This is a genomic window from Tritonibacter sp. SIMBA_163 (genome assembly GCF_046535935.1).
In the GTDB taxonomy this organism is placed as follows: Bacteria; Pseudomonadota; Alphaproteobacteria; order Rhodobacterales; family Rhodobacteraceae; genus Epibacterium; species Epibacterium scottomollicae.
Map to the genome: position 1 here is coordinate 231101 of NZ_JAWJBP010000003.1, position 18354 is coordinate 249454.

An 18354-nucleotide genomic window follows, 5' to 3' on the forward strand; every position below is an offset into this window, starting at 1 on the left:
GATTTCAATCTTCCTCAGATGCTCAGCGCTTCGTTCACAAGCGCCGCTTGTTGGGCTTTATGTTCGCTGGCCAGACCCGTTGCGGGTGAGGCCGAGGTGGCACGACCGACATAGGCCGGACGGGTATGTTTTGCTTTGATGCGGGTGAGAACCCATTCGATGTTGGGCTCGATAAAGGTCCAGGGACCCTGGTTCTTGGGCTCTTCCTGACACCAGACCATCTCCGCGTCCTTGAACCGCTCCAGCTCCTTCACCAGGCTGATCGCCGGGAAGGGATAGAACTGCTCGATGCGCATGATGTAGACATCGTCGATGCCGCGAGCGTCGCGCTCTTCCAGCAGATCGAAGTAGACCTTGCCGGAGCACAGCACGACCCGCTTGATCTTCTTGTCCTCGACCAGCTTGGTTTCGGACGCACCGGTTTCGGCGTCATCCCACAACACGCGGTGGAAGGAGGAGCCGGTGGTGAACTCATGCGCCTTGCTGACGGCCAGCTTGTGGCGCAACAGCGATTTCGGCGTCATCAGCACCAGCGGCTTGCGGAAGGTGCGGTGCAGCTGACGGCGCAGGATGTGGAAGTAGTTCGCGGGCGTCGTACAGTTTGCCACGATCCAGTTGTCCTGACCGCACATCTGCAGGAAGCGCTCCAGACGCGCGGAGGAGTGCTCCGGCCCCTGACCCTCAAAACCATGCGGCAAGAGGCACACAAGACCCGACATCCGCAGCCATTTGCTCTCGCCCGAGGAGACGAACTGGTCGAACATGATCTGCGCACCGTTGGCGAAATCGCCAAACTGCGCTTCCCAGAGCGTCAGCGCGTTGGGTTCCGCCAGCGAATAGCCATACTCAAAGCCCAGAACCGCATATTCAGACAGCGCCGAGTCGATGACCTCGTATTGGGACTGACCCTCACGGATGTTGTTCAGCGGGTAGTAGCGTTCCTCGGTGTCTTGATTGACGATGCCGGAGTGACGCTGCGAGAAGGTGCCGCGGGTGCTGTCCTGACCGGACAGGCGCACCGGATAGCCCTCGGAGAGCAGCGAGCCGAAGGCCAGCGCTTCACCGGTGGCCCAGTCAAAGCCTTCACCGCTGTCGAACATCTTTTTGCGCGCGTCGAGGAAGCGACCGATGGTCTTATGCACCGGGTAGCCCTCGGGCAGGGTGGTCAGACCCTTGCCGACTTCCTCAAGCGTCTCGGGCTTGATGGCGGTTTCGCCACGCTGATAATCCTCGTCCTTGCGATCAAGATGCGACCAGCGCCCATCCAGCCAGTCGGCTTTGTTGGGCTTGTAGGTCTTGCCTGTTTCAAACTCCTCATTGAGGTGCGCCTGAAACGCGGCTTTCATATCCTCGATCTCGCCCTCGGGGATCAGACCGTCCTTCACCAGACGTTCAGTGTACAGGCTCAGGGTCGTCTTGTGGCCCTTGATCTTCTTGTACATCAACGGGTTGGTGAACATCGGCTCATCGCCTTCGTTGTGACCAAACCGGCGGTAGCAGAAGATGTCGATGACCACGTCCTTGTGGAACTTCTGGCGGAACTCGGTTGCGACCTTGGCCGCATGCACCACCGCTTCGGGATCGTCACCGTTGACGTGGAAGATCGGGGCCTCGACCACCAGCGCGTTGTCGGTGGGGTAGGGCGAGGAGCGCGAGAAATGCGGCGCGGTGGTGAAACCGATCTGGTTGTTCACGACGATATGCATGGTGCCGCCCGCACGGTGCCCGCGCAGACCGGAGAGCGCAAAGCACTCGGCAACCACGCCCTGACCCGCAAAGGCCGCATCGCCATGCAACAGGATCGGCATGACTGCCGTGCGGTCCTTGTCGTTGAGCTGGTCCTGCTTGGCGCGGACCTTGCCCAGAACAACCGGGTTCACCGCCTCCAGGTGCGAGGGGTTTGCGGTCAGCGACAGGTGGACCTTGTTGCCGTCGAACTCACGGTCCGAGGAGGCGCCGAGGTGATATTTCACATCGCCAGAGCCATCCACATCTTCAGGTTTGAAGCTGCCGCCCTGGAATTCGTTGAAGATCGCGCGATATGGCTTCTGCATCACATTGGCCAGAACCGACAGGCGGCCCCGGTGCGGCATGCCGATGACGATATCCTTGACGCCCAGGCTGCCGCCGCGCTTGATGATCTGCTCCATCGCGGGGATCAGGCTCTCACCGCCGTCCAGACCAAACCGCTTGGTGCCCATGTATTTGACGTGCAGGAACTTCTCAAAGCCCTCTGCCTCGACCATCTTGTTCAGGATCGCCTTGCGGCCCTCGCGGGTGAAGCGGATTTCCTTGTCATAGCCTTCGATGCGCTCTTTCAGCCATGCGGATTGCTCCGGGTTGGAGATATGCATGTACTGCAGCGCGAAGGTGCCACAATAGGTCCGCTTCACGATGTCCACGATTTGGCGCATCGGCGCGACCTGCAGGCCCAGCACGTTGTCGATGAAGATCGGGCGATCCATGTCGGCGTCGTTAAAGCCGTAGGTCTTCGGATCCAGCTCCGGATGCGCCGTCGCGGCGCGCATGCCCAGCGGATCCAGATCAGCGGCCAGGTGGCCCCGGATACGATATGCGCGGATCAGCATGATGGCGCGGATCGAGTCCAGCACCGCGCGCTGGATCGCCTCGTCAGAGACCTCAACGCCCTTTTCCTTCGCCTTGTCCGCGATCTTCTTGCCAGCCGCCTTGGCCTCGGCCGGGGCGGGCCATTCACCGGTCAGTGCCCCGGTCAGGTCGTCTTCCGGTGCAGGAGGCCAGTCCTTGCGCGCCCAGCTCGGGCCTGCGGCTTCGGCTTTGACATCCGGTTCAGCGTCGCCCATGGCGCGAAAGAACTCGGCCCATGCAGCATCCACCGCATTGGGATCATTGGCGTATTGGGCATAAAGCTGCTCCAGATACTCCGCGTTGTGCCCCTGCATGAAGGAGGACGCATGGAAGATGTCGTTGGGGCTCTGTTCGGTCATTTGAGTGCCTCATATGGGTTTGGACCGTAAGCGATCAGCCTGTTGTCTGGGACTGAAAGCCCGAAAGGGCGAAATGTTCCGTGCCAAGGTCTTGGCGGATCTTGCGGCGAAGGCGGCCAGAGGGCCGCATCGGCAACAGGATCCCTGTGTCTGCACTGCAAGCGCAGAAGCGGGGTGGGCGCAAAGCGCCCGCCCCTCAGATCATCTGGTGATCTTTTGCTATATGACGGATGCGGTCGCATCAGCCGTTTGCGATCGCTTTCTGAACCGCTTCGCCCAGAGTGGCCGGGCTGTCGGCAACAACGATGCCTGCGGATTTCATTGCTTCGATCTTGTCATCTGCGCCGCCCTTGCCGCCGGCGACAATCGCGCCCGCGTGGCCCATGCGGCGGCCCGGAGGGGCGGTGCGGCCTGCGATGAAGCCCGCAATCGGCTTCCAACGGCCTTTTTTCTTCTGCTCGGCGATGAATTCCGCCGCTTCTTCTTCGGCAGAGCCACCGATCTCACCGATCATGATGATGGACTGTGTCTCATCATCGTCGAGGAACATGTCCAGAACGTCGATATGCTCGGTGCCCTTGATCGGGTCGCCGCCGATGCCCACAGCCGAAGACTGGCCGAGACCGATGTCAGAGGTCTGCTTCACGGCCTCATAAGTCAGGGTGCCGGAACGGGACACAACACCGACCGAGCCACGCTTGTGGATATGGCCGGGCATGATGCCGATCTTGCAGGCGTCGGGGGTGATGACGCCGGGGCAGTTGGGGCCAATGAGGCGCGACTTGGAGGATTCCAGCGCGCGCTTCACTTTCATCATGTCCAGAACCGGGATGCCTTCGGTGATGCAGACAATGAGTTCCATTTCGGCGTCGATCGCCTCAAGGATGGAATCAGCGGCAAACGGCGGCGGCACGTAGATCACGGAGGCATTGGCCTCGGTCACATGCTTGGCTTCATGCACGGAGTTGAAGACCGGCAGGTCGAGGTGGGTCTGACCACCTTTGCCGGGGGTCACGCCGCCAACCATCTTGGTGCCATAGGCGATGGCCTGCTCGGTGTGGAAGGTGCCCTGAGAGCCGGTGAGACCCTGACAGATAACTTTGGTGTTTTCGTCGATGAGGACTGCCATGATGTCCTTTCCTTTCGATTATGCGGTTTGTGCCTCGGCGGCACGCGCCGCGCTGTCGTCGGTGAGCGCCCGATCCGCAAAGGTAACCCGCACAAGCCGTGCGCGTCCCGAGATCAGGCGAAGGAGGTGCAGGGGCAGGGCGCGCAACTCGGCCATGCCCCGCAGGCGTTTTTGTTTACGGTAGAGCGCACCTTGGGGCTTGCGCTGCGCATGGCCCAGAAAAGTGCCCTCTTCAGGAGGGGTGTTGCCCTGTGTGACGAGGGCAGGCGTGATCTGATAAGGCCGAAGTGAATTGGCCAAAGGAGAGATGAGCGGATTGAACAACAGCTGATCGATCGAGACCGCAAATGGACGTGACGCCAGCAGCGCCTCGGCCCCCTTGCGCGTGACCAGATAGCCCGCAGATCCGGGGTTGCGCGACAACATCGGCGCCACCTGTCGTCCCAGGTGCTGCGCGATGGATGTGCCCAGCATCACCTTGAGGCTCTCACTGCGCCAGAACTCCAAATTCACCAGCTCGCAGCCTTGCGGCCACCAGCTCAGATCTTCGGTCCATTGGCGCAACTCCGGCGAGATGAAGACGTCATCCTCAAAAATGAGGGCAACCTCCGCATCCGACGCCAGAAACTGCTCCCAAACCTTGGCGTGGCTCAAGGTGCAGGCCATGTTGCCATGGGCAAACACCCCCCAGGGACCAAAGCTCTTGCACTGCTGCAACAGCTCCGCTTCCGAGGTTTCAGCCAGATCCACGGCCTCGACAAACTCCGCCTCTATACCCGCATCCGCCAGCGTCGCACGCATCTGCGCATGACGCCCTTTGGCACGGGTCAGAGAGATGATATAAGTCGAAAGCTTCATCGGGTTCAGTATCTCTGCTCAGATCACACTATGGCTGCCGGCCCACGACCATGAAATCTGCGGGCGGGTGAGACCCTGACAGATGACTTTGGTGTTATGGTCGACAAGAGTGGCCATCTAAGCCTCCTTGGTTCTTTCCCGGACCAATCCCGAAATGACGAATGTCCCTAAGAACAAAACTGTCAGAAATATCGGTGTCCAGATTGTAGCAACGCGGATTTCGAGCATGTGTGTGGGAGACGTGAGAACCGGGAGTCCGTCGGGACCGATCGCAGGAGCGCTTTCAAGCAATCCCCAGACGGAAAGGGTCGCGACTGCAAAAATTGCGAACCCTGTACCAATTCCGTATGCACTGCCTTTCTTGGCCGTTAGCAAGAAAACTGGAAGCAGGGCAATCGCACTAAGAAGTGCGATTACGATTGTCTCCAGCGCAGTCGGCCAATCCCACACTTGCTCAGCCCTTCACCGCTTTCACGATCTTCTCGGCCCCATCGGACAGATCATCCGCGGCGATCACGTTCAGGCCAGAGGTCGCGATGATCTCTTTGCCCTTCTCGACGTTGGTGCCTTCGAGACGCACAACCAGCGGAACCTCAAGGCCCACCTCTTTAACGGCTGCGATCACGCCTTCTGCAATCACGTCGCAGCGCATGATGCCGCCAAAGATGTTCACCAGGATGCCTTTGACGTTCTTGTCGGAGGTGATGATCTTGAACGCTTCGGTCACTTTCTCTTTGGTGGCGCCGCCGCCCACATCGAGGAAGTTCGCAGGCTCTGCGCCATACAGCTTGATGATGTCCATGGTGGCCATCGCCAGACCTGCACCGTTCACCATGCAGCCGATCTCACCGTCGAGCGCGATGTAGTTCAGGTCGTACTTGGAGGCTTCGAGTTCCTTGGGGTCTTCTTCGGTCTCGTCGCGCAGCGCGGCGATGTCGGCGTGGCGGTAGATCGCGTTGCCATCAAAACCGACCTTGGCGTCCAGCACCTTGAGGTCGCCCGCGTCGCTGACGATCAGCGGGTTGATCTCCAGCATCTCCATGTCCTTCTCGATGAAGGCTTGGTACAGCTGACCCATCAGTTTGACGCACTGCTTGACCTGCGCGCCCTCAAGGCCGAGCGAGAATGCAACGCGGCGGCCGTGGTAGGCCTGATAACCGGTGGCCGGATCAACAGAGAAAGACAGGATCTTCTCTGGCGTCTCTGCGGCGACCTCTTCGATGTCCATGCCGCCCTCGGTGGAGCACACGAACGACACGCGCGAGGTCACGCGGTCCACCAGCAGCGCCAGGTAAAGCTCGGTCTGAATGCCGGAGCCCGCCTCGATGTAGATGCGGTTCACTTTTTTGCCGGCCGGGCCGGTCTGGTGGGTCACAAGCGTGCGGCCCAGCATTTTCTTGGCTTCTTCGGCGGCTTCTTCGACCGATTTGGTCAGGCGAACGCCGCCTTTGTCACCGGCGTCGGCCTCGTTGAAAGAGCCCTTGCCGCGACCTCCTGCGTGGATCTGGGCTTTCACGACCCAAAGCGGGCCGTCCAGCTCGCCGGCTGCGGTTTTGGCTTCGTCGGCTTTCAGCACCACGCGCCCGTCGGAAACCGGAGCGCCGTAGCTGCGAAGGAGGGCCTTGGCCTGATATTCGTGGATGTTCATGAGAAACTGTCCCGTCTGGCTGCAATTGTCCCTTGCTAGTACGCCTATATCAAACAGGAGGTTAAAGGCTTTTCTGTTACGAGAGCGATAAATGATGAAGTTTTTCCGATTTTGTGATCACAGGGTTGAGGCGTGTGATCACATATCGAAAGCGACTAAATTTTAGCGATTCGCGCAATCCTTGGCGGCGCGTTTCGGCTTTGCTGCAGCGCGTCAAGAGCCTTCCAGCGACTGGAGGTCATTCTGTTTCATTCTGCATCCATGACCTTGTCCGAGGCTGAGCGGGCTGTCTTGGAGTGATCGGTAGCGGTGTTGGGGGAGGCGCAAGTCTGACTATGGTCCACCGGGTGTGGCGCCGCTCTCACAAGGGGCCGATCCCGCCTTAGGTTTGCGGCAGGCGATAGACGTCGACCTCACGTCCGCAGGTCGGGTCGATTGTGCGGCGGTCAAACACCATGCCAAGCTTTTGCATGATACGTGCCGAGGCGCTGTTCCCGCGCTGAGTGATGCTCACGATATCTGTGAGGCCCAGTCTGTCCGTGCCAAAGGCCAATGCGGCCGCAGCCGCTTCGCTTGCGTAGCCTTGCCCCCAGCTTGGTCTTGAGAACCGCCAGCCGATCTCGACGGCGGGCAAGACCTCCGGCAAGAAGTCGGGTCGGGAAAATCCGGTGAACCCGATCAGATCACCAGTTTCCTTGGATTGAACAGCGAACAGTCCAAAGCCGCGCTCTGCCCATTGGGTCTGAAAGGATGCGATGTTCGCTGCCGCTTGGTCTGCCGTCCGGGTTGCGCCATTGCCGATGTAGCGCATGACCGCCGGATCACCGCAGATCGCTGCAAAAGGGGCGTGATCTTCGGGTGTCCAGCCTCGGAGCAGCAGGCGCGTTGTGTTGAGTTCGGGCGGTGTCATGGCGTGGTTTAAGCATGTAGAGCGACCGCAGCAAAGCGCGCAGTGCACATACGTCTTCAGGCGGGCGGTCTGGCGGCGCCGACATCTGCCATGAAACGAAAAAAGCGCCCCGTGTGGGACGCTTTTGGTTTTTGAAATATGTGCGGTGTTTACGCCAGCGAGCTGTCGATGCCCTTGCAGGCCTCGACGAGGCCTTTCACGGCTTTGACGGATGCATCGAACATTGTCTGTTCGTCCGCGTTCAGCTTGATGTCCACCACGCGCTCGATACCACCAGCACCGATCACGGTTGGCACGCCGACATACATGCCGTTGAGGCCCAGTGCACCGTCCACATATGCGGCGCAGGGCAGCACGCGTTTCTGGTCTTTCAGGTAGGCTTCGGCCATCTCGACCGCCGAGGTTGCCGGGGCGTAGAAGGCAGAGCCGGTTTTCAGCAGGCCAACGATTTCTGCGCCACCATCACGGGTGCGCTGTACGATGGCGTCCAGCTTGTCTTGTGTGGTCCAGCCCATCTGCACTAGGTCGGGGAGCGGGATGCCGGCGACGGTGGAGTAGCGCACCGACGGCACCATGGTATCGCCGTGACCGCCGAGAACAAATGCGGTGACGTCTTTCATGGAGACTTTGAATTCCTCGGCGAGGAAGTGACGGAAGCGTGCGGAATCCAGCACACCTGCCATGCCGCAGACTTTTTCATGCGGCAGGCCGGAGAACTCGCGCAGCGCCCAGACCATCGCATCGAGCGGGTTGGTGATGCAGATCACAAAGGCGTTCGGCGCGTTGTCGCGGATGCCTTCGCCAACGGATTTCATCACCTTGAGGTTGATGCCCAGCAGGTCGTCGCGGGACATGCCCGGCTTGCGCGGAACACCTGCGGTGACGATGCAAACGTCGGCGTCTGCGATATCTGCGTAGTCCTGCGTGCCCTTCAGGCTGGCGTCAAAGCCCTCGGAAGGACCGGATTCGGCAATGTCCAGCGCTTTGCCTTCAGGGGTGCCTTCGGCAATGTCGAACAATACGACGTCGCCAAGTTCCTTGAGGGCTACGAGATGCGCGAGGGTGCCACCGATCTGACCTGCGCCGATAAGGGCGATTTTGGGTCGTGCCATGGGATAATCTCTCCGGTCCGGTTGATTTCTGACCAGATGCCTAAGACGTTCGGTTCCGCTTCGCAAGTGTTCTGCGTTGCAGCATCCGCGCGGTCTGAGCCTGTTTTACGTTCGTTTGCGACAATCCTTGCAGTTTTAGCGAAGGATGCTTTGGATATTGAACAGGCATGCACGTCTCGCACTCCGGTTCGGTATTGCCGTGACCGTGGCCTGCGGAGCGGATGTCAGCAGTCATTTCCTGCGGTTGCCGGTCCGGCAGAGACGTGGACGGGCGAATCAGATTGCGCGAACAGGGTGCGATGCTGTTTGCGGCGCAGGCCGGTGCATTTCGATGCCCGCCTTCAGCCAGCCTGGGCCCCGCATATCCAGGGGCCCGGATATGCGCCGCGTGTCCTGCAAGATGGGACGCGATAGATCAGGCGTCAGTGTCCATCACGGGCAGCGCTTCGGCCAGAATTTCGTAGGATTGTCCGGAGGCCACGAGGCAGGTCATGCCGTTCGGATTGGTGACAGTAATCGTCCAGGACCCCGTCTCGTCAGAGGCAAAGGTCTCCATGACCATGCCCTGTTGCCCCATGCCGATGCTCTGGCGGCTTTCGCCATATTTCTCGGCCAGGCGCTGAACGACCATATCGCGCGGTGCGCAATTCTGGCTTTGAGCGGCCGCCATCTGGGTGGTCAGCACAAGGGCGAGGCCCGCGGAGAGTTTCAACAGCGTCTTCTTCATAGGTTTTACCCCTTTCGGAACGGCGTCCCCAGCAGGGGGCCGAATGGGCACCCCGGCGACCTGGGGTGGACCGGTTTTGGTGACGAAATCATGACGACGAACCCAAGGTTCGCGGGGCGCCAGATGGTAACAGTCTTCGAAAAGAGGGCGCCGGTAGGACTCAGAGTGCCATAGAGGTCCAAAGAACTGGTTAATCGCGCGTTCTCTTGTGAAATCAAAGGTTTGAAAATGTGAGCGATGGAGGGTGATGGATGATTTCTGCATTGCGGCGAGATATAGCTTGAAATCAACAGCATGTGATTGTAGCGATTTGGGTAATATTATGTCCCACTCAATCCTCTTGGAGGCTGCCCCCATGGACCCGCGCTCCCGCCCCTGTCGTTCTGTTCTCTACATCCCCGGCTCCAAGCCGCGCGCGTTGGACAAGGCCCGTACTCTACCCGTTGATGCGATCATCTTTGATCTCGAGGATGCGGTGTCAGTGGAGGAAAAAGACAATGCGCGTGCCACGCTGGCAGAGGCGCTGACGCAGGGTGGCTATGGGCCGCGGCTGAAGATCGTGCGGATCAACGGGCTCGACACCGCATGGGGGCGTGCGGATGCAGAGGCGGCGGCTCATATGGGATGTGACGCGATCCTCTTGCCGAAGGTGTCTTCGCCGGCTGATCTGGACGCGCTGGCAGAGATCACGGGTGACGTGCCGCTCTGGGCGATGATGGAAACGCCGCGCGGCATGCTGAACGCGGGCGCCATCGCCGCACACCCCAGGCTGCAGGGCATGGTGATGGGCACCAATGATCTGGCCAAGGACATGCAGACCCGGTTCCGCGCCGACCGCCTGCCGCTGATGCCGGGCCTCGGGCTGTGCCTCCTGGCGGCCAAGGCTGAGGGCAAGGTGATCGTCGACGGGGTCTACAACGCCTTCAAGGATGACGCGGGGCTGGCGATGGAATGTGAGCAGGGCCGCGACATGGGCTTTGACGGCAAGACATTGATTCACCCGGCGCAGGTGGACGTTGCCAATGCCGCCTTTGCCCCCTCAGAAGCGGAACTGGATCTGGCTCGCCGTCAGATCGCAGCGTTCGAGGCCGCAGAGGCCGCGGGCCAAGGGGTCGCCGTGGTAGAGGGCAAGATCGTCGAGAACCTGCATGTGGTGACCGCACGTGAAATCATCGCGAAAGCGGATGCAATTGCCCGGATCTCCGGCTAGTCGTTGAGGCAAGCACCCGTCTGACGTTGGAGAAAGACATGGCACTTCTGATATTTGGCATCATCCTGTGGTGGGCCGCCCACCTGTTCAAACGCCTCGCCCCGGCGCAGCGCGCACGCCTCGGCACGAAGGGCAAGGGGCTGGTGGCGCTGGCTCTGCTGGCAAGCGTCGTGCTGATGGTGATCGGCTATCGCGGCACGGAGTACATCCACGTCTGGGCACCGCCGTCCTTCCTGGTGCATGTGAACAATTCCCTGATGGTGCTGGCGCTGTTCTTTACCAGCCCCGGACCGCGCAAGGGGCGGCTGTTTCGCAAGATGCGCCACCCGATGCTGTTCGGCTTCTCGCTCTGGGCGGTGGCACACCTGCTGGTCAACGGCGATCTGGCTTCTGTCATCCTGTTCGGCGGGTTGCTGGTCTGGGCCGGGGTCGAGGTTCTGGCGATCAATCGCGCCGAGCCCGAATGGAAACCGGGCCCCAAGGGCACCACTGCCAAGGGGCTGATGTTCCTGGCGATTTCCATCCTGCTGGTCGGTGTGATCGGCTATATTCACGGGCTCATCGGGCCCTCACCATTTCCGGGGTAAAACATGAAACTTTATCGATTCCTGAGCGAGGATGACACGTCGGCCTTCTGTCACAAAGTGACGGATGCGCTGAATAAGGGTTGGGAGCTATACGGCAGCCCGACCCAGACCTTTGACCCGGTCAAGGGCATCATGCGCTGCGGCCAGTCGGTGGTGAAAGAGGTGGACGGCACCTACACCCCCGATACCAAACTGGGAGCGCACTGACATGGCCAAGACCAACCGCGGGCGTTTCTTCGAGGACTACAGGCTGGGTGAGGTGATCCGCCACGCGGTGCCACGCACCGTCTCGGGCGGCGAACGGGCGCTCTATCACGCGCTCTACCCGGCCCGGCATGCGCTCTATTCCTCGGATGAATTTGCCCGCTCGGTTGGTCTGGTCGCTGACAAAAAAGGCGCGCCGCTGGATGATCTGGCGGCGTTCCACATCGTCTTTGGCAAGACGGTGCCGGATATCTCGCTCAATGCGGTGGCGAACCTTGGTTATGCCGAGGGGCGCTGGCATCTGCCGGTCTACGCAGGCGATACGCTGCGCGCCGAGAGCGAGGTGATCGGCCTCAAGCAGAACTCCAACGGCAAGACCGGGGTGGTCTGGGTGCGCACGCGGGGGCTCAATCAACACGATGACTGCGTGCTGGAGTATGTGCGCTGGGTCATGGTGCGCAAGGGCAACCCGGAGGCAGAGGCGCCCGAAACCCATGTGCCGGAATTGCAGCCGGTGTTGACGGCGGATGTTCTTGCCCTGCCTGCGGGGCTGGATTTTTCGGCATATGATTTTGAACTGGCGGGCGAGCCGCATCGCTGGGGTGACTACGCCATCGGCGAGCAGATCGACCACGTCGATGGCGTCACGGTAGAGGAGGCCGAGCATATGCTGGCCACCCGCCTGTGGCAGAACACCGCCAAGGTGCATTTCGACAGCACCGCGCGCCCTGATGGCACACGGCTGATCTATGGCGGTCATGTGATCTCCATGGCGCGGGCGCTGTCGTTCAACGGGCTGGCCAATGCGCAGATGATCGTCGGGCTCAATGGCGGCGCGCATGCAAACCCCTGCCTGTCAGGCACCACCATACGGGCCTGGTCCGAGGTGCTGGACAAGGCGCAGACCGCAGCGCCCGGGGTGGGGGCCATCCGGTTGCGGCTGGTGGCGACCTCGGGTGGCGCGCCGTTCCAGCTGAAGGGCGAGGACGGGAAATACCTGCCGGAGGTTCTGCTGGACCTCGATTACTGGGCCTTGATGCCCCTGTAGTGGGCGGGGCCGCGTTGTTGGAGGGGCCGCCCCGTCTTTTCGGGGCGTTTGGCTCTCATCGCCGGGTCTTGGTGGGGCAAGACTGCAAAGCTTGGGTCTGGCGTGGTGACATCTGCGCGAGGCTGCAGTCGCAGCATGGCTTTGATCTTGCCGAGAGGTCCGCGTCGCCGCAGTCTTTACCTCATGCGTCGCCTGTTTGTCACAGCTCTCAGTTGTCTTTGTAGCCTGATACCGGGTGGCCTGCGCGCGTGTGACTTGGCGCTGGTATTGGCGGTGGATGTGTCCGGATCCGTCGATCCAAAGGAATACCGGTTGCAGATGGACGGGCTGGCGCGCGCGCTGCGGGATCCCCTGATCAGCGAAGCGCTGGTGCAGGCCCGTGCCGAAGTGGCCCTGGTGCAATGGAGCGGCACATCACGGCAGGTGGTGTCGGTGCCCTGGACCTCAATCCCTGATTTCGCCGCGCTGGATGCCTTTACGCAGGCGGTGGAGGACACCTCGCGCAAATGGCGCAATTACTCGACCGCGATCGGCGAGCTGTTGGGGTATGTTCTGCCTATGTTTGACGCGGTGCCGTCCTGTCAGCGCCGTGTGGTGGATGTTTCGGGCGATGGCCCGTCAAACGAAGGGATCAACCCGGAGACGCTGCGGTCGCGGCTGACCGCTGCTGGTGTCACCGTGAATGCCATCGCGATCGAGGCCAGCGAGGAGGATCTGGCCGCCTATTTCTTTGAGCATGTGATCCACGGTCCGGGCGCCTTTGTGGTCTATGCGGCGCGTTTCGAAGACTACCCGGAACAGATCCGCAAGAAGCTGCTGCGCGAAGTCGTGAAGCAGACAGCAACCCTTTCGCGCTAAAAGCACATGCGACTCACTGAGGGTTTGCGAGTTTGTTTCTGACTATTCCGCTAGGGATACAGTTTGTGATCACAGCGATCTGGCTTGTGATCACAAGGTGAAGAAATTGCAACAAACTGCGACGATAACAGGTGATTTTTACCACTCGTTTGCGTGACAGTGCGCAAAAATAAGCTAAAACGAGACCAGCTAACCGGAAAGGAGCCAACATGGCCGATGTCAATCGGGGCAATCGCCCGCTTTCGCCGCATTTGACCATCTACCGCCCGCAGCTCACCTCCCTGTCTTCAATCATGGTGCGTATCACCGGGATTGCGATGCTGGGGGCCTCGCTGCTCGTGGTGTGGTGGCTGCTTGCCGCTGCAACCTCCGAGAGCGCCTTTGCCTTCATCGACGGGCTGTTGCGCAGCGTGCTGGGCAATATCGTCCTGCTCGCGGCGACTTGGGCGATCTTCTATCACATGCTGGGCCGTCTGCGCCACGTGGTCTGGGACTTCGGCTACTGCCTCGAGGTCGCGATCTCGGAGAAGATGGGCATTGGCATGTTCGTCGGTGCAACCATCCTGACCGTCCTTGTGGCGATCGTGGTGTAAGGAGCAGAGACATGAATTATCTGACCGACCGCAAACGTGCCGAAGGGCTTGGTGCAGGACGTGCGGGCACGCATCATCACTGGCAGATGATGGTCAGCTCCATCCTTCTGGTGGTGCTGGTTCCGGCCTTCGTGATCACCTTTGGCCTTGGTCTGGGTGGCACCTACGAAGAGGTGCTGGCCTATTACGGACGCCCTGTCCCGGCGATCATCACCGGCCTGACCCTGGTCGTGGGCATTGTCCACCTGATGCGCGAAACATTGGTCGCGGTTGAGGACTACATGCACGGGCTCGCCGAAAAGCTGACGCTGATTGCAGTGTCGGCCTTTTCCTACACGATGATTGCCGCGGGGCTCTTTGCCCTCGTCAAACTCGCCCTGTGATCCGGCGGTAAGGAACAAAGACGATGACAGCAGCATATGAATATGAAACCCACGATTATGACGTGGTGGTTGTCGGTGCTGGTGGCGCAGGTCTGCGCGCCACGCTCGGCATGGCAGAACAAGGCCTGCGTACGGCCTGTGTGACCAAGGTGTTCCCGACCCGCTCGCACACTGTTGCGGCGCAGGGTGGCATCGCGGCGTCGCTGGGCAATATGGGCCCGGACAGTTGGCAGTGGCACATGTATGACACCGTCAAAGGCTCCGACTGGCTCGGTGATACCGACGCGATGGAATACCTCGCGCGCGAGGCCCCCAAGGCGGTCTATGAGCTGGAGCACTACGGCGTGCCGTTCTCGCGGACCGAAGAGGGCAAGATCTATCAGCGTCCCTTTGGTGGCCACACCACCGAGTTTGGCGACGGCCCGCCGGTGCAGCGCACCTGTGCCGCGGCTGACCGGACCGGCCACGCGATCCTGCACACGCTCTATGGTCAGAGCCTGAAGAACAACGCTGAATTCTACGTCGAGTATTTCGCCATCGACCTGATCATGTCCGACGACGGGCAGTGTCAGGGTGTGGTGTGCTGGAAGCTTGATGACGGCACCATGCATGTGTTCAACGCCAAGATGGTGGTGCTGGCGACCGGCGGTTATGGTCGCGCCTATTTCTCCGCGACCTCCGCCCATACCTGCACCGGCGACGGTGGCGGCATGGTGGCGCGCGCAGGCCTGCCGCTGCAGGACATGGAATTCGTGCAGTTCCACCCCACCGGCATCTACGGTTCCGGCTGTCTGATCACCGAAGGCGCACGCGGCGAAGGCGGTTACCTGACCAACTCCGAAGGCGAACGGTTCATGGAGCGCTATGCGCCCAACTATAAAGACCTCGCACCGCGCGACTATGTCTCGCGCTCGATGACCATGGAGATCCGCGAAGGCCGCGGTGTGGGCGCAGACGGCGATCACATCCACCTGAACCTCAGCCACCTGCCCGCCGAGGCACTGGCAGAGCGTTTGCCGGGGATTTCCGAGTCTGCAAAGATCTTTGCGGGCGTGGACGTCAACAAGGAGCCGATCCCGGTTCTGCCCACCGTGCACTACAACATGGGCGGCATTCCCACCAACTACTGGGGCGAAGTGCTGAACCCGACCGAAGACAACCCGACCGGCGTTGTTCCGGGCCTGATGGCCGTGGGCGAGGCGGGCTGTGCCTCTGTGCATGGTGCCAACCGCCTGGGCTCCAACTCGCTGATCGACTTGGTGGTCTTTGGCCGCGCGTCGGCCATTCGTGCGGGCAAGGTGGTGGACCCTGAGGCGCCGAACCCGGTGCTCAACCAGGCCTCCATCGACAAGGCGTTTGATCGCTTTGACGGTTTGCGCAACGCCAAGGGCGGCACGCCGACGGCGGAGCTGCGTCTGGAAATGCAGCGCACCATGCAGGCGGATGCCGCGGTGTTCCGCACCGACAAGACCTTGAAGGAAGGCGTCGAGAAAATGGGCGCGATCGCGGCCAAGCTCGACGATCTCCATGTCACTGATACCTCGCTGGTGTGGAACTCCGACCTGATGGAGACGCTGGAGCTGACCAACCTGATGCCCAACGCGCTGGCGACCATCGTCGGGGCCGAGGCCCGCAAGGAAAGCCGCGGCGCGCATGCGCATGAGGATTACTCCACTCGCGATGACGAAAACTGGCGCGTGCACACCGTGGCCCGTGTCGAGGGCAACGAGACCACGCTCAGCTTCCGTCCGGTCATCACCGATCCGCTGACCAGCGAAGGCGAGGGCGGTATCAGCCTGGAGACCATCGCGCCCAAGGCCCGGACCTTCTAAATGAGCTCTGCGCCTCCCCGGATCTTATGCGTCGGCACGCATCACAAGACGGGCACCGTCTGGATGCGGCGTGTCTGGCGTTTGATCGGGGAGGCGCTCGATATTCCTTTTGTGCCGGTGCATAACCCGGCGAAATGGGACAAAATTCCGGCAACCGGGCGGGTCATTGTGGTGAACTGGGCCAGTGCCTTTGCGCCGGACTTGTTCGAGCAGCCGGATGCACGGTTTTTGCATATCATTCGGGACCCGCGTGATGTTCTGCTGTCTGGTGCGCGCTATCATGAGAACAGCCCCGGTCGGCAGGAACGGTTTCTGCATGGCCCCCGCGACGATCTGGGCGGAAAGAGCTATCAGCAGCACCTGCAGGCCTTGCCCTCGCAGGAGGCAAAGCTGGATTTCGAGATGCAGAACATGCATCTGCAGGTCGTGAAAGAAATGCTGGCCTGGCCCTATGGGCATCCCCGCGCCATGGACGTGCGCTACGAGGATCTGATCGAGGACCACGACTGCGCGCTGTTCATCGGCGTGCTGCGGTTCTTTGGCTTCGATCAGGCCGAGATCGAGGTGGCCCGGCAGATCTACTACGACAATTCGCTCTTTGGTGGCCTGTCCCCCGACGGCGGCACCGGGCGTACGGCAACGCATGTGTCCTCGGGCAAGGCGGAGCAATGGCCTGCGAAACTGCCGCGACACACCGCGGAGCGCTATCTGGAGCGTCACGGCGATGACCTGATCGCACTGGGATATGAACGCGACACTTCCTGGTTGGCGCGCCTTGCGTCTGCGGAGCAGACCACCAGCGATGATGGCGACGGCCTGACAGCACCACAGCAAAGTGAGAATGTCGCATGACCGATGCTGTTGCACTGATCGCTGCGCCGCGCCGATGTGGCCCTGCCGCGTTTCATCAGCCTGCCGGATTTCGACGGGGAGGCCTTGATGTGACCTTCCGTCCCAACCCTATGCGCAAGTCTTGCGCCAGAAATGACGCCCGGAGCATTCCGGGTCCAGCCCTCTACCCGTCCGTGCTGCCGCTGGCAGCGGCGTCGGGCAGCTAAGCAAGGAGACACGATCATGGTCGAATTCGCACTTCCGAAAAACTCCAGGATCACCACGGGGAAGACGTGGCCCAAGCCCGAAGGCGCGACCAATGTCCGCAAGTTCCAGATCTATCGCTGGAACCCGGATGACGGGAAGACGCCGCAGGTCGACACCTATTTCCTGGACATGGACAAATGCGGTCCCATGGTTCTGGACGCGCTGATCAAGATCAAGAACGAGATTGATCCGACGCTCACCTTCCGCCGGTCCTGCCGCGAGGGCATTTGTGGCTCCTGTGCGATGAACATCGACGGCATCAACACGCTGGCCTGTATCTATGGCCTGGATGAGGTGAAGGGCGACGTGAAGATCTACCCGCTGCCGCATATGTCGGTGGTGAAGGATCTGATCCCGGACCTTACGCATTTCTATGCCCAGCATGCCTCGATCATGCCGTGGCTGGAGACCAAGACCAACCGCCCCGCGAAGGAGTGGAAACAGTCGATCGAGGACCGCAAGAAGCTTGATGGTCTGTATGAATGCGTGATGTGCGCGTCCTGTTCGACCGCGTGCCCGAGCTACTGGTGGAATGGCGACCGCTACCTCGGCCCCGCAGCGCTGCTGCACGCCTACCGCTGGATCATCGACAGCCGTGACGAGGCCACGGGCGAGCGTCTCGATCAGCTGGAAGATCCGTTCAAGCTCTATCGCTGCCACACCATCATGAACTGCGCCAAGACCTGCCCGAAGGGTCTGAACCCCGCCAAGGCGATCGCGCATATCAAGGAAATGATGGTCGAGCGCACAGTTTGATCTGAACGGTTTGATCCGAACAGTTTGATGTGTGCCGCAAGGCCACGTGATTTGCCCCGTAGCCGATTGGCTGCGGGGTTTTCTTTTGTGCTCTGATATGCACCGCACACCAAGAGCGGCCCCCGCGTCTGGGGGGGAGCCCCCTCCTGTGGGGAGGGGCAGGGGCTGTTCGGCCTGTCGGCCAAGCGGGGCCTCCTGGTCGACATCAAAAATAGGCGGCCGCCCATTGGGGCGGAGGATCGGATGGGGGATGAACCCCATGCCCGAAAATGAGCTCGGATCGGACCCAGCCTGCACCCAATGAGGGGGTGGTCTTTGGCGGGCCGGTCTCCTGTGGTCAGTGTGTCGCGACGGCAGCAGTCTCGCACAGCGACCTGAAATCACCGTCAACCGGGCGCACGCCGGGGGCGCAACATGGGCGTGATCGGCAAGGGC

Annotated in this window: 17 protein-coding genes; 10 read left to right on the forward strand and 7 right to left on the reverse strand. The window is 61.0% G+C overall.

Going from position 1 to position 18354, the window contains the following annotated elements; genetic code table 11:
• Positions 1-14: 14 nt before the first annotated feature.
• The 7 genes from R0J92_RS08055 to R0J92_RS08085 form a co-directional block, all read right to left on the reverse strand.
• The gene (locus R0J92_RS08055) at positions 15-2966 is read right to left on the reverse strand and encodes a 2-oxoglutarate dehydrogenase E1 component (protein WP_106161696.1); all 2952 of its coding nucleotides are present in this window, start codon (positions 2964-2966) and stop codon (positions 15-17) included.
• A gap of 241 nt (positions 2967-3207) precedes the next feature.
• Positions 3208-4095 (reverse strand): succinate--CoA ligase subunit alpha, encoded by an 888-nt coding sequence (gene sucD / locus R0J92_RS08060; RefSeq protein WP_411051310.1) that lies wholly within the window; start codon positions 4093-4095, stop codon positions 3208-3210.
• A gap of 18 nt (positions 4096-4113) precedes the next feature.
• Positions 4114-4953, reverse strand: a complete 840-nt coding sequence (locus tag R0J92_RS08065) for a glycosyltransferase family 25 protein (protein ID WP_411051311.1) — start codon at positions 4951-4953, stop codon at positions 4114-4116.
• A gap of 454 nt (positions 4954-5407) precedes the next feature.
• The gene (sucC, locus tag R0J92_RS08070; protein WP_317384381.1) at positions 5408-6601 is read right to left on the reverse strand and encodes an ADP-forming succinate--CoA ligase subunit beta; all 1194 of its coding nucleotides are present in this window, start codon (positions 6599-6601) and stop codon (positions 5408-5410) included.
• Positions 6602-6983: 382 nt separating this feature from the next.
• Complete coding sequence (locus R0J92_RS08075) at positions 6984-7511, reverse strand: GNAT family N-acetyltransferase (RefSeq protein WP_411051312.1); 528 nt, start codon at positions 7509-7511, stop codon at positions 6984-6986.
• Between the two features lie 149 nt (positions 7512-7660).
• On the reverse strand, positions 7661-8623 hold the full coding sequence (gene mdh, locus R0J92_RS08080) for a malate dehydrogenase (RefSeq protein WP_106161709.1): 963 nt from the start codon (positions 8621-8623) through the stop codon (positions 7661-7663).
• Between the two features lie 415 nt (positions 8624-9038).
• Positions 9039-9350: a hypothetical protein gene (locus tag R0J92_RS08085; protein ID WP_106161711.1), complete on the reverse strand. Its 312-nt coding sequence runs from the start codon at positions 9348-9350 to the stop codon at positions 9039-9041.
• 355 nt (positions 9351-9705) lie between these two features.
• On the opposite strand from R0J92_RS08085, the gene R0J92_RS08090 reads away from it, so the two are divergent.
• From R0J92_RS08090 to R0J92_RS08135, 10 genes are all read left to right on the forward strand, one after another.
• Positions 9706-10560, forward strand: coding sequence for an HpcH/HpaI aldolase/citrate lyase family protein (locus R0J92_RS08090; RefSeq protein WP_411051313.1), 855 nt, complete (start codon positions 9706-9708; stop codon positions 10558-10560).
• A 38-nt stretch (positions 10561-10598) separates the two neighbouring features.
• On the forward strand, positions 10599-11147 hold the full coding sequence (locus tag R0J92_RS08095) for an NnrU family protein (protein ID WP_411051314.1): 549 nt from the start codon (positions 10599-10601) through the stop codon (positions 11145-11147).
• A 3-nt stretch (positions 11148-11150) separates the two neighbouring features.
• Positions 11151-11354, forward strand: coding sequence for a DUF1737 domain-containing protein (locus R0J92_RS08100; RefSeq protein WP_011537137.1), 204 nt, complete (start codon positions 11151-11153; stop codon positions 11352-11354).
• 1 nt (position 11355) lies between these two features.
• A complete protein-coding gene (locus R0J92_RS08105; protein ID WP_411051315.1) occupies positions 11356-12399 on the forward strand; it encodes a MaoC family dehydratase in 1044 nt (347 codons plus the stop codon).
• A gap of 183 nt (positions 12400-12582) precedes the next feature.
• The gene (locus R0J92_RS08110; protein ID WP_411051316.1) at positions 12583-13257 is read left to right on the forward strand and encodes a DUF1194 domain-containing protein; all 675 of its coding nucleotides are present in this window, start codon (positions 12583-12585) and stop codon (positions 13255-13257) included.
• Between the two features lie 209 nt (positions 13258-13466).
• Positions 13467-13850, forward strand: a complete 384-nt coding sequence (gene sdhC / locus R0J92_RS08115) for a succinate dehydrogenase, cytochrome b556 subunit (protein ID WP_106161721.1) — start codon at positions 13467-13469, stop codon at positions 13848-13850.
• Between the two features lie 11 nt (positions 13851-13861).
• Complete coding sequence (locus R0J92_RS08120) at positions 13862-14233, forward strand: succinate dehydrogenase, hydrophobic membrane anchor protein (RefSeq protein WP_106161723.1); 372 nt, start codon at positions 13862-13864, stop codon at positions 14231-14233.
• Positions 14234-14256: 23 nt separating this feature from the next.
• Entirely contained in the window at positions 14257-16065 is a 1809-nt protein-coding gene (sdhA, locus tag R0J92_RS08125) for a succinate dehydrogenase flavoprotein subunit (RefSeq protein ID WP_106161725.1), read from the forward strand.
• On the forward strand, positions 16066-16917 hold the full coding sequence (locus R0J92_RS08130) for a hypothetical protein (protein WP_411051317.1): 852 nt from the start codon (positions 16066-16068) through the stop codon (positions 16915-16917).
• A 222-nt stretch (positions 16918-17139) separates the two neighbouring features.
• Positions 17140-17919, forward strand: coding sequence for a succinate dehydrogenase iron-sulfur subunit (locus tag R0J92_RS08135; protein ID WP_106161727.1), 780 nt, complete (start codon positions 17140-17142; stop codon positions 17917-17919).
• The last annotated feature ends 435 nt before the right edge of the window (positions 17920-18354 follow it).

Excerpts from the sequence above, each read along its gene's own strand:
- R0J92_RS08055 (WP_106161696.1), bottom strand. The coding sequence starts at position 2,966 with ATGACCGAACAGAGCCCCAACGACATCTTCCATGCGTCCTCCTTCATG.
- sucD (WP_411051310.1), bottom strand. The coding sequence starts at position 4,095 with ATGGCAGTCCTCATCGACGAAAACACCAAAGTTATCTGTCAGGGTCTC.
- R0J92_RS08065 (WP_411051311.1), bottom strand. The coding sequence starts at position 4,953 with ATGAAGCTTTCGACTTATATCATCTCTCTGACCCGTGCCAAAGGGCGT.
- sucC (WP_317384381.1), bottom strand. The coding sequence starts at position 6,601 with ATGAACATCCACGAATATCAGGCCAAGGCCCTCCTTCGCAGCTACGGC.
- R0J92_RS08075 (WP_411051312.1), bottom strand. The coding sequence starts at position 7,511 with ATGACACCGCCCGAACTCAACACAACGCGCCTGCTGCTCCGAGGCTGG.
- mdh (WP_106161709.1), bottom strand. The coding sequence starts at position 8,623 with ATGGCACGACCCAAAATCGCCCTTATCGGCGCAGGTCAGATCGGTGGC.
- R0J92_RS08085 (WP_106161711.1), bottom strand. The coding sequence starts at position 9,350 with ATGAAGAAGACGCTGTTGAAACTCTCCGCGGGCCTCGCCCTTGTGCTG.
- R0J92_RS08090 (WP_411051313.1), top strand. The coding sequence starts at position 9,706 with ATGGACCCGCGCTCCCGCCCCTGTCGTTCTGTTCTCTACATCCCCGGC.
- R0J92_RS08095 (WP_411051314.1), top strand. The coding sequence starts at position 10,599 with ATGGCACTTCTGATATTTGGCATCATCCTGTGGTGGGCCGCCCACCTG.
- R0J92_RS08100 (WP_011537137.1), top strand. The coding sequence starts at position 11,151 with ATGAAACTTTATCGATTCCTGAGCGAGGATGACACGTCGGCCTTCTGT.
- R0J92_RS08105 (WP_411051315.1), top strand. The coding sequence starts at position 11,356 with ATGGCCAAGACCAACCGCGGGCGTTTCTTCGAGGACTACAGGCTGGGT.
- R0J92_RS08110 (WP_411051316.1), top strand. The coding sequence starts at position 12,583 with ATGCGTCGCCTGTTTGTCACAGCTCTCAGTTGTCTTTGTAGCCTGATA.
- sdhC (WP_106161721.1), top strand. The coding sequence starts at position 13,467 with ATGGCCGATGTCAATCGGGGCAATCGCCCGCTTTCGCCGCATTTGACC.
- R0J92_RS08120 (WP_106161723.1), top strand. The coding sequence starts at position 13,862 with ATGAATTATCTGACCGACCGCAAACGTGCCGAAGGGCTTGGTGCAGGA.
- sdhA (WP_106161725.1), top strand. The coding sequence starts at position 14,257 with ATGACAGCAGCATATGAATATGAAACCCACGATTATGACGTGGTGGTT.
- R0J92_RS08130 (WP_411051317.1), top strand. The coding sequence starts at position 16,066 with ATGAGCTCTGCGCCTCCCCGGATCTTATGCGTCGGCACGCATCACAAG.
- R0J92_RS08135 (WP_106161727.1), top strand. The coding sequence starts at position 17,140 with ATGGTCGAATTCGCACTTCCGAAAAACTCCAGGATCACCACGGGGAAG.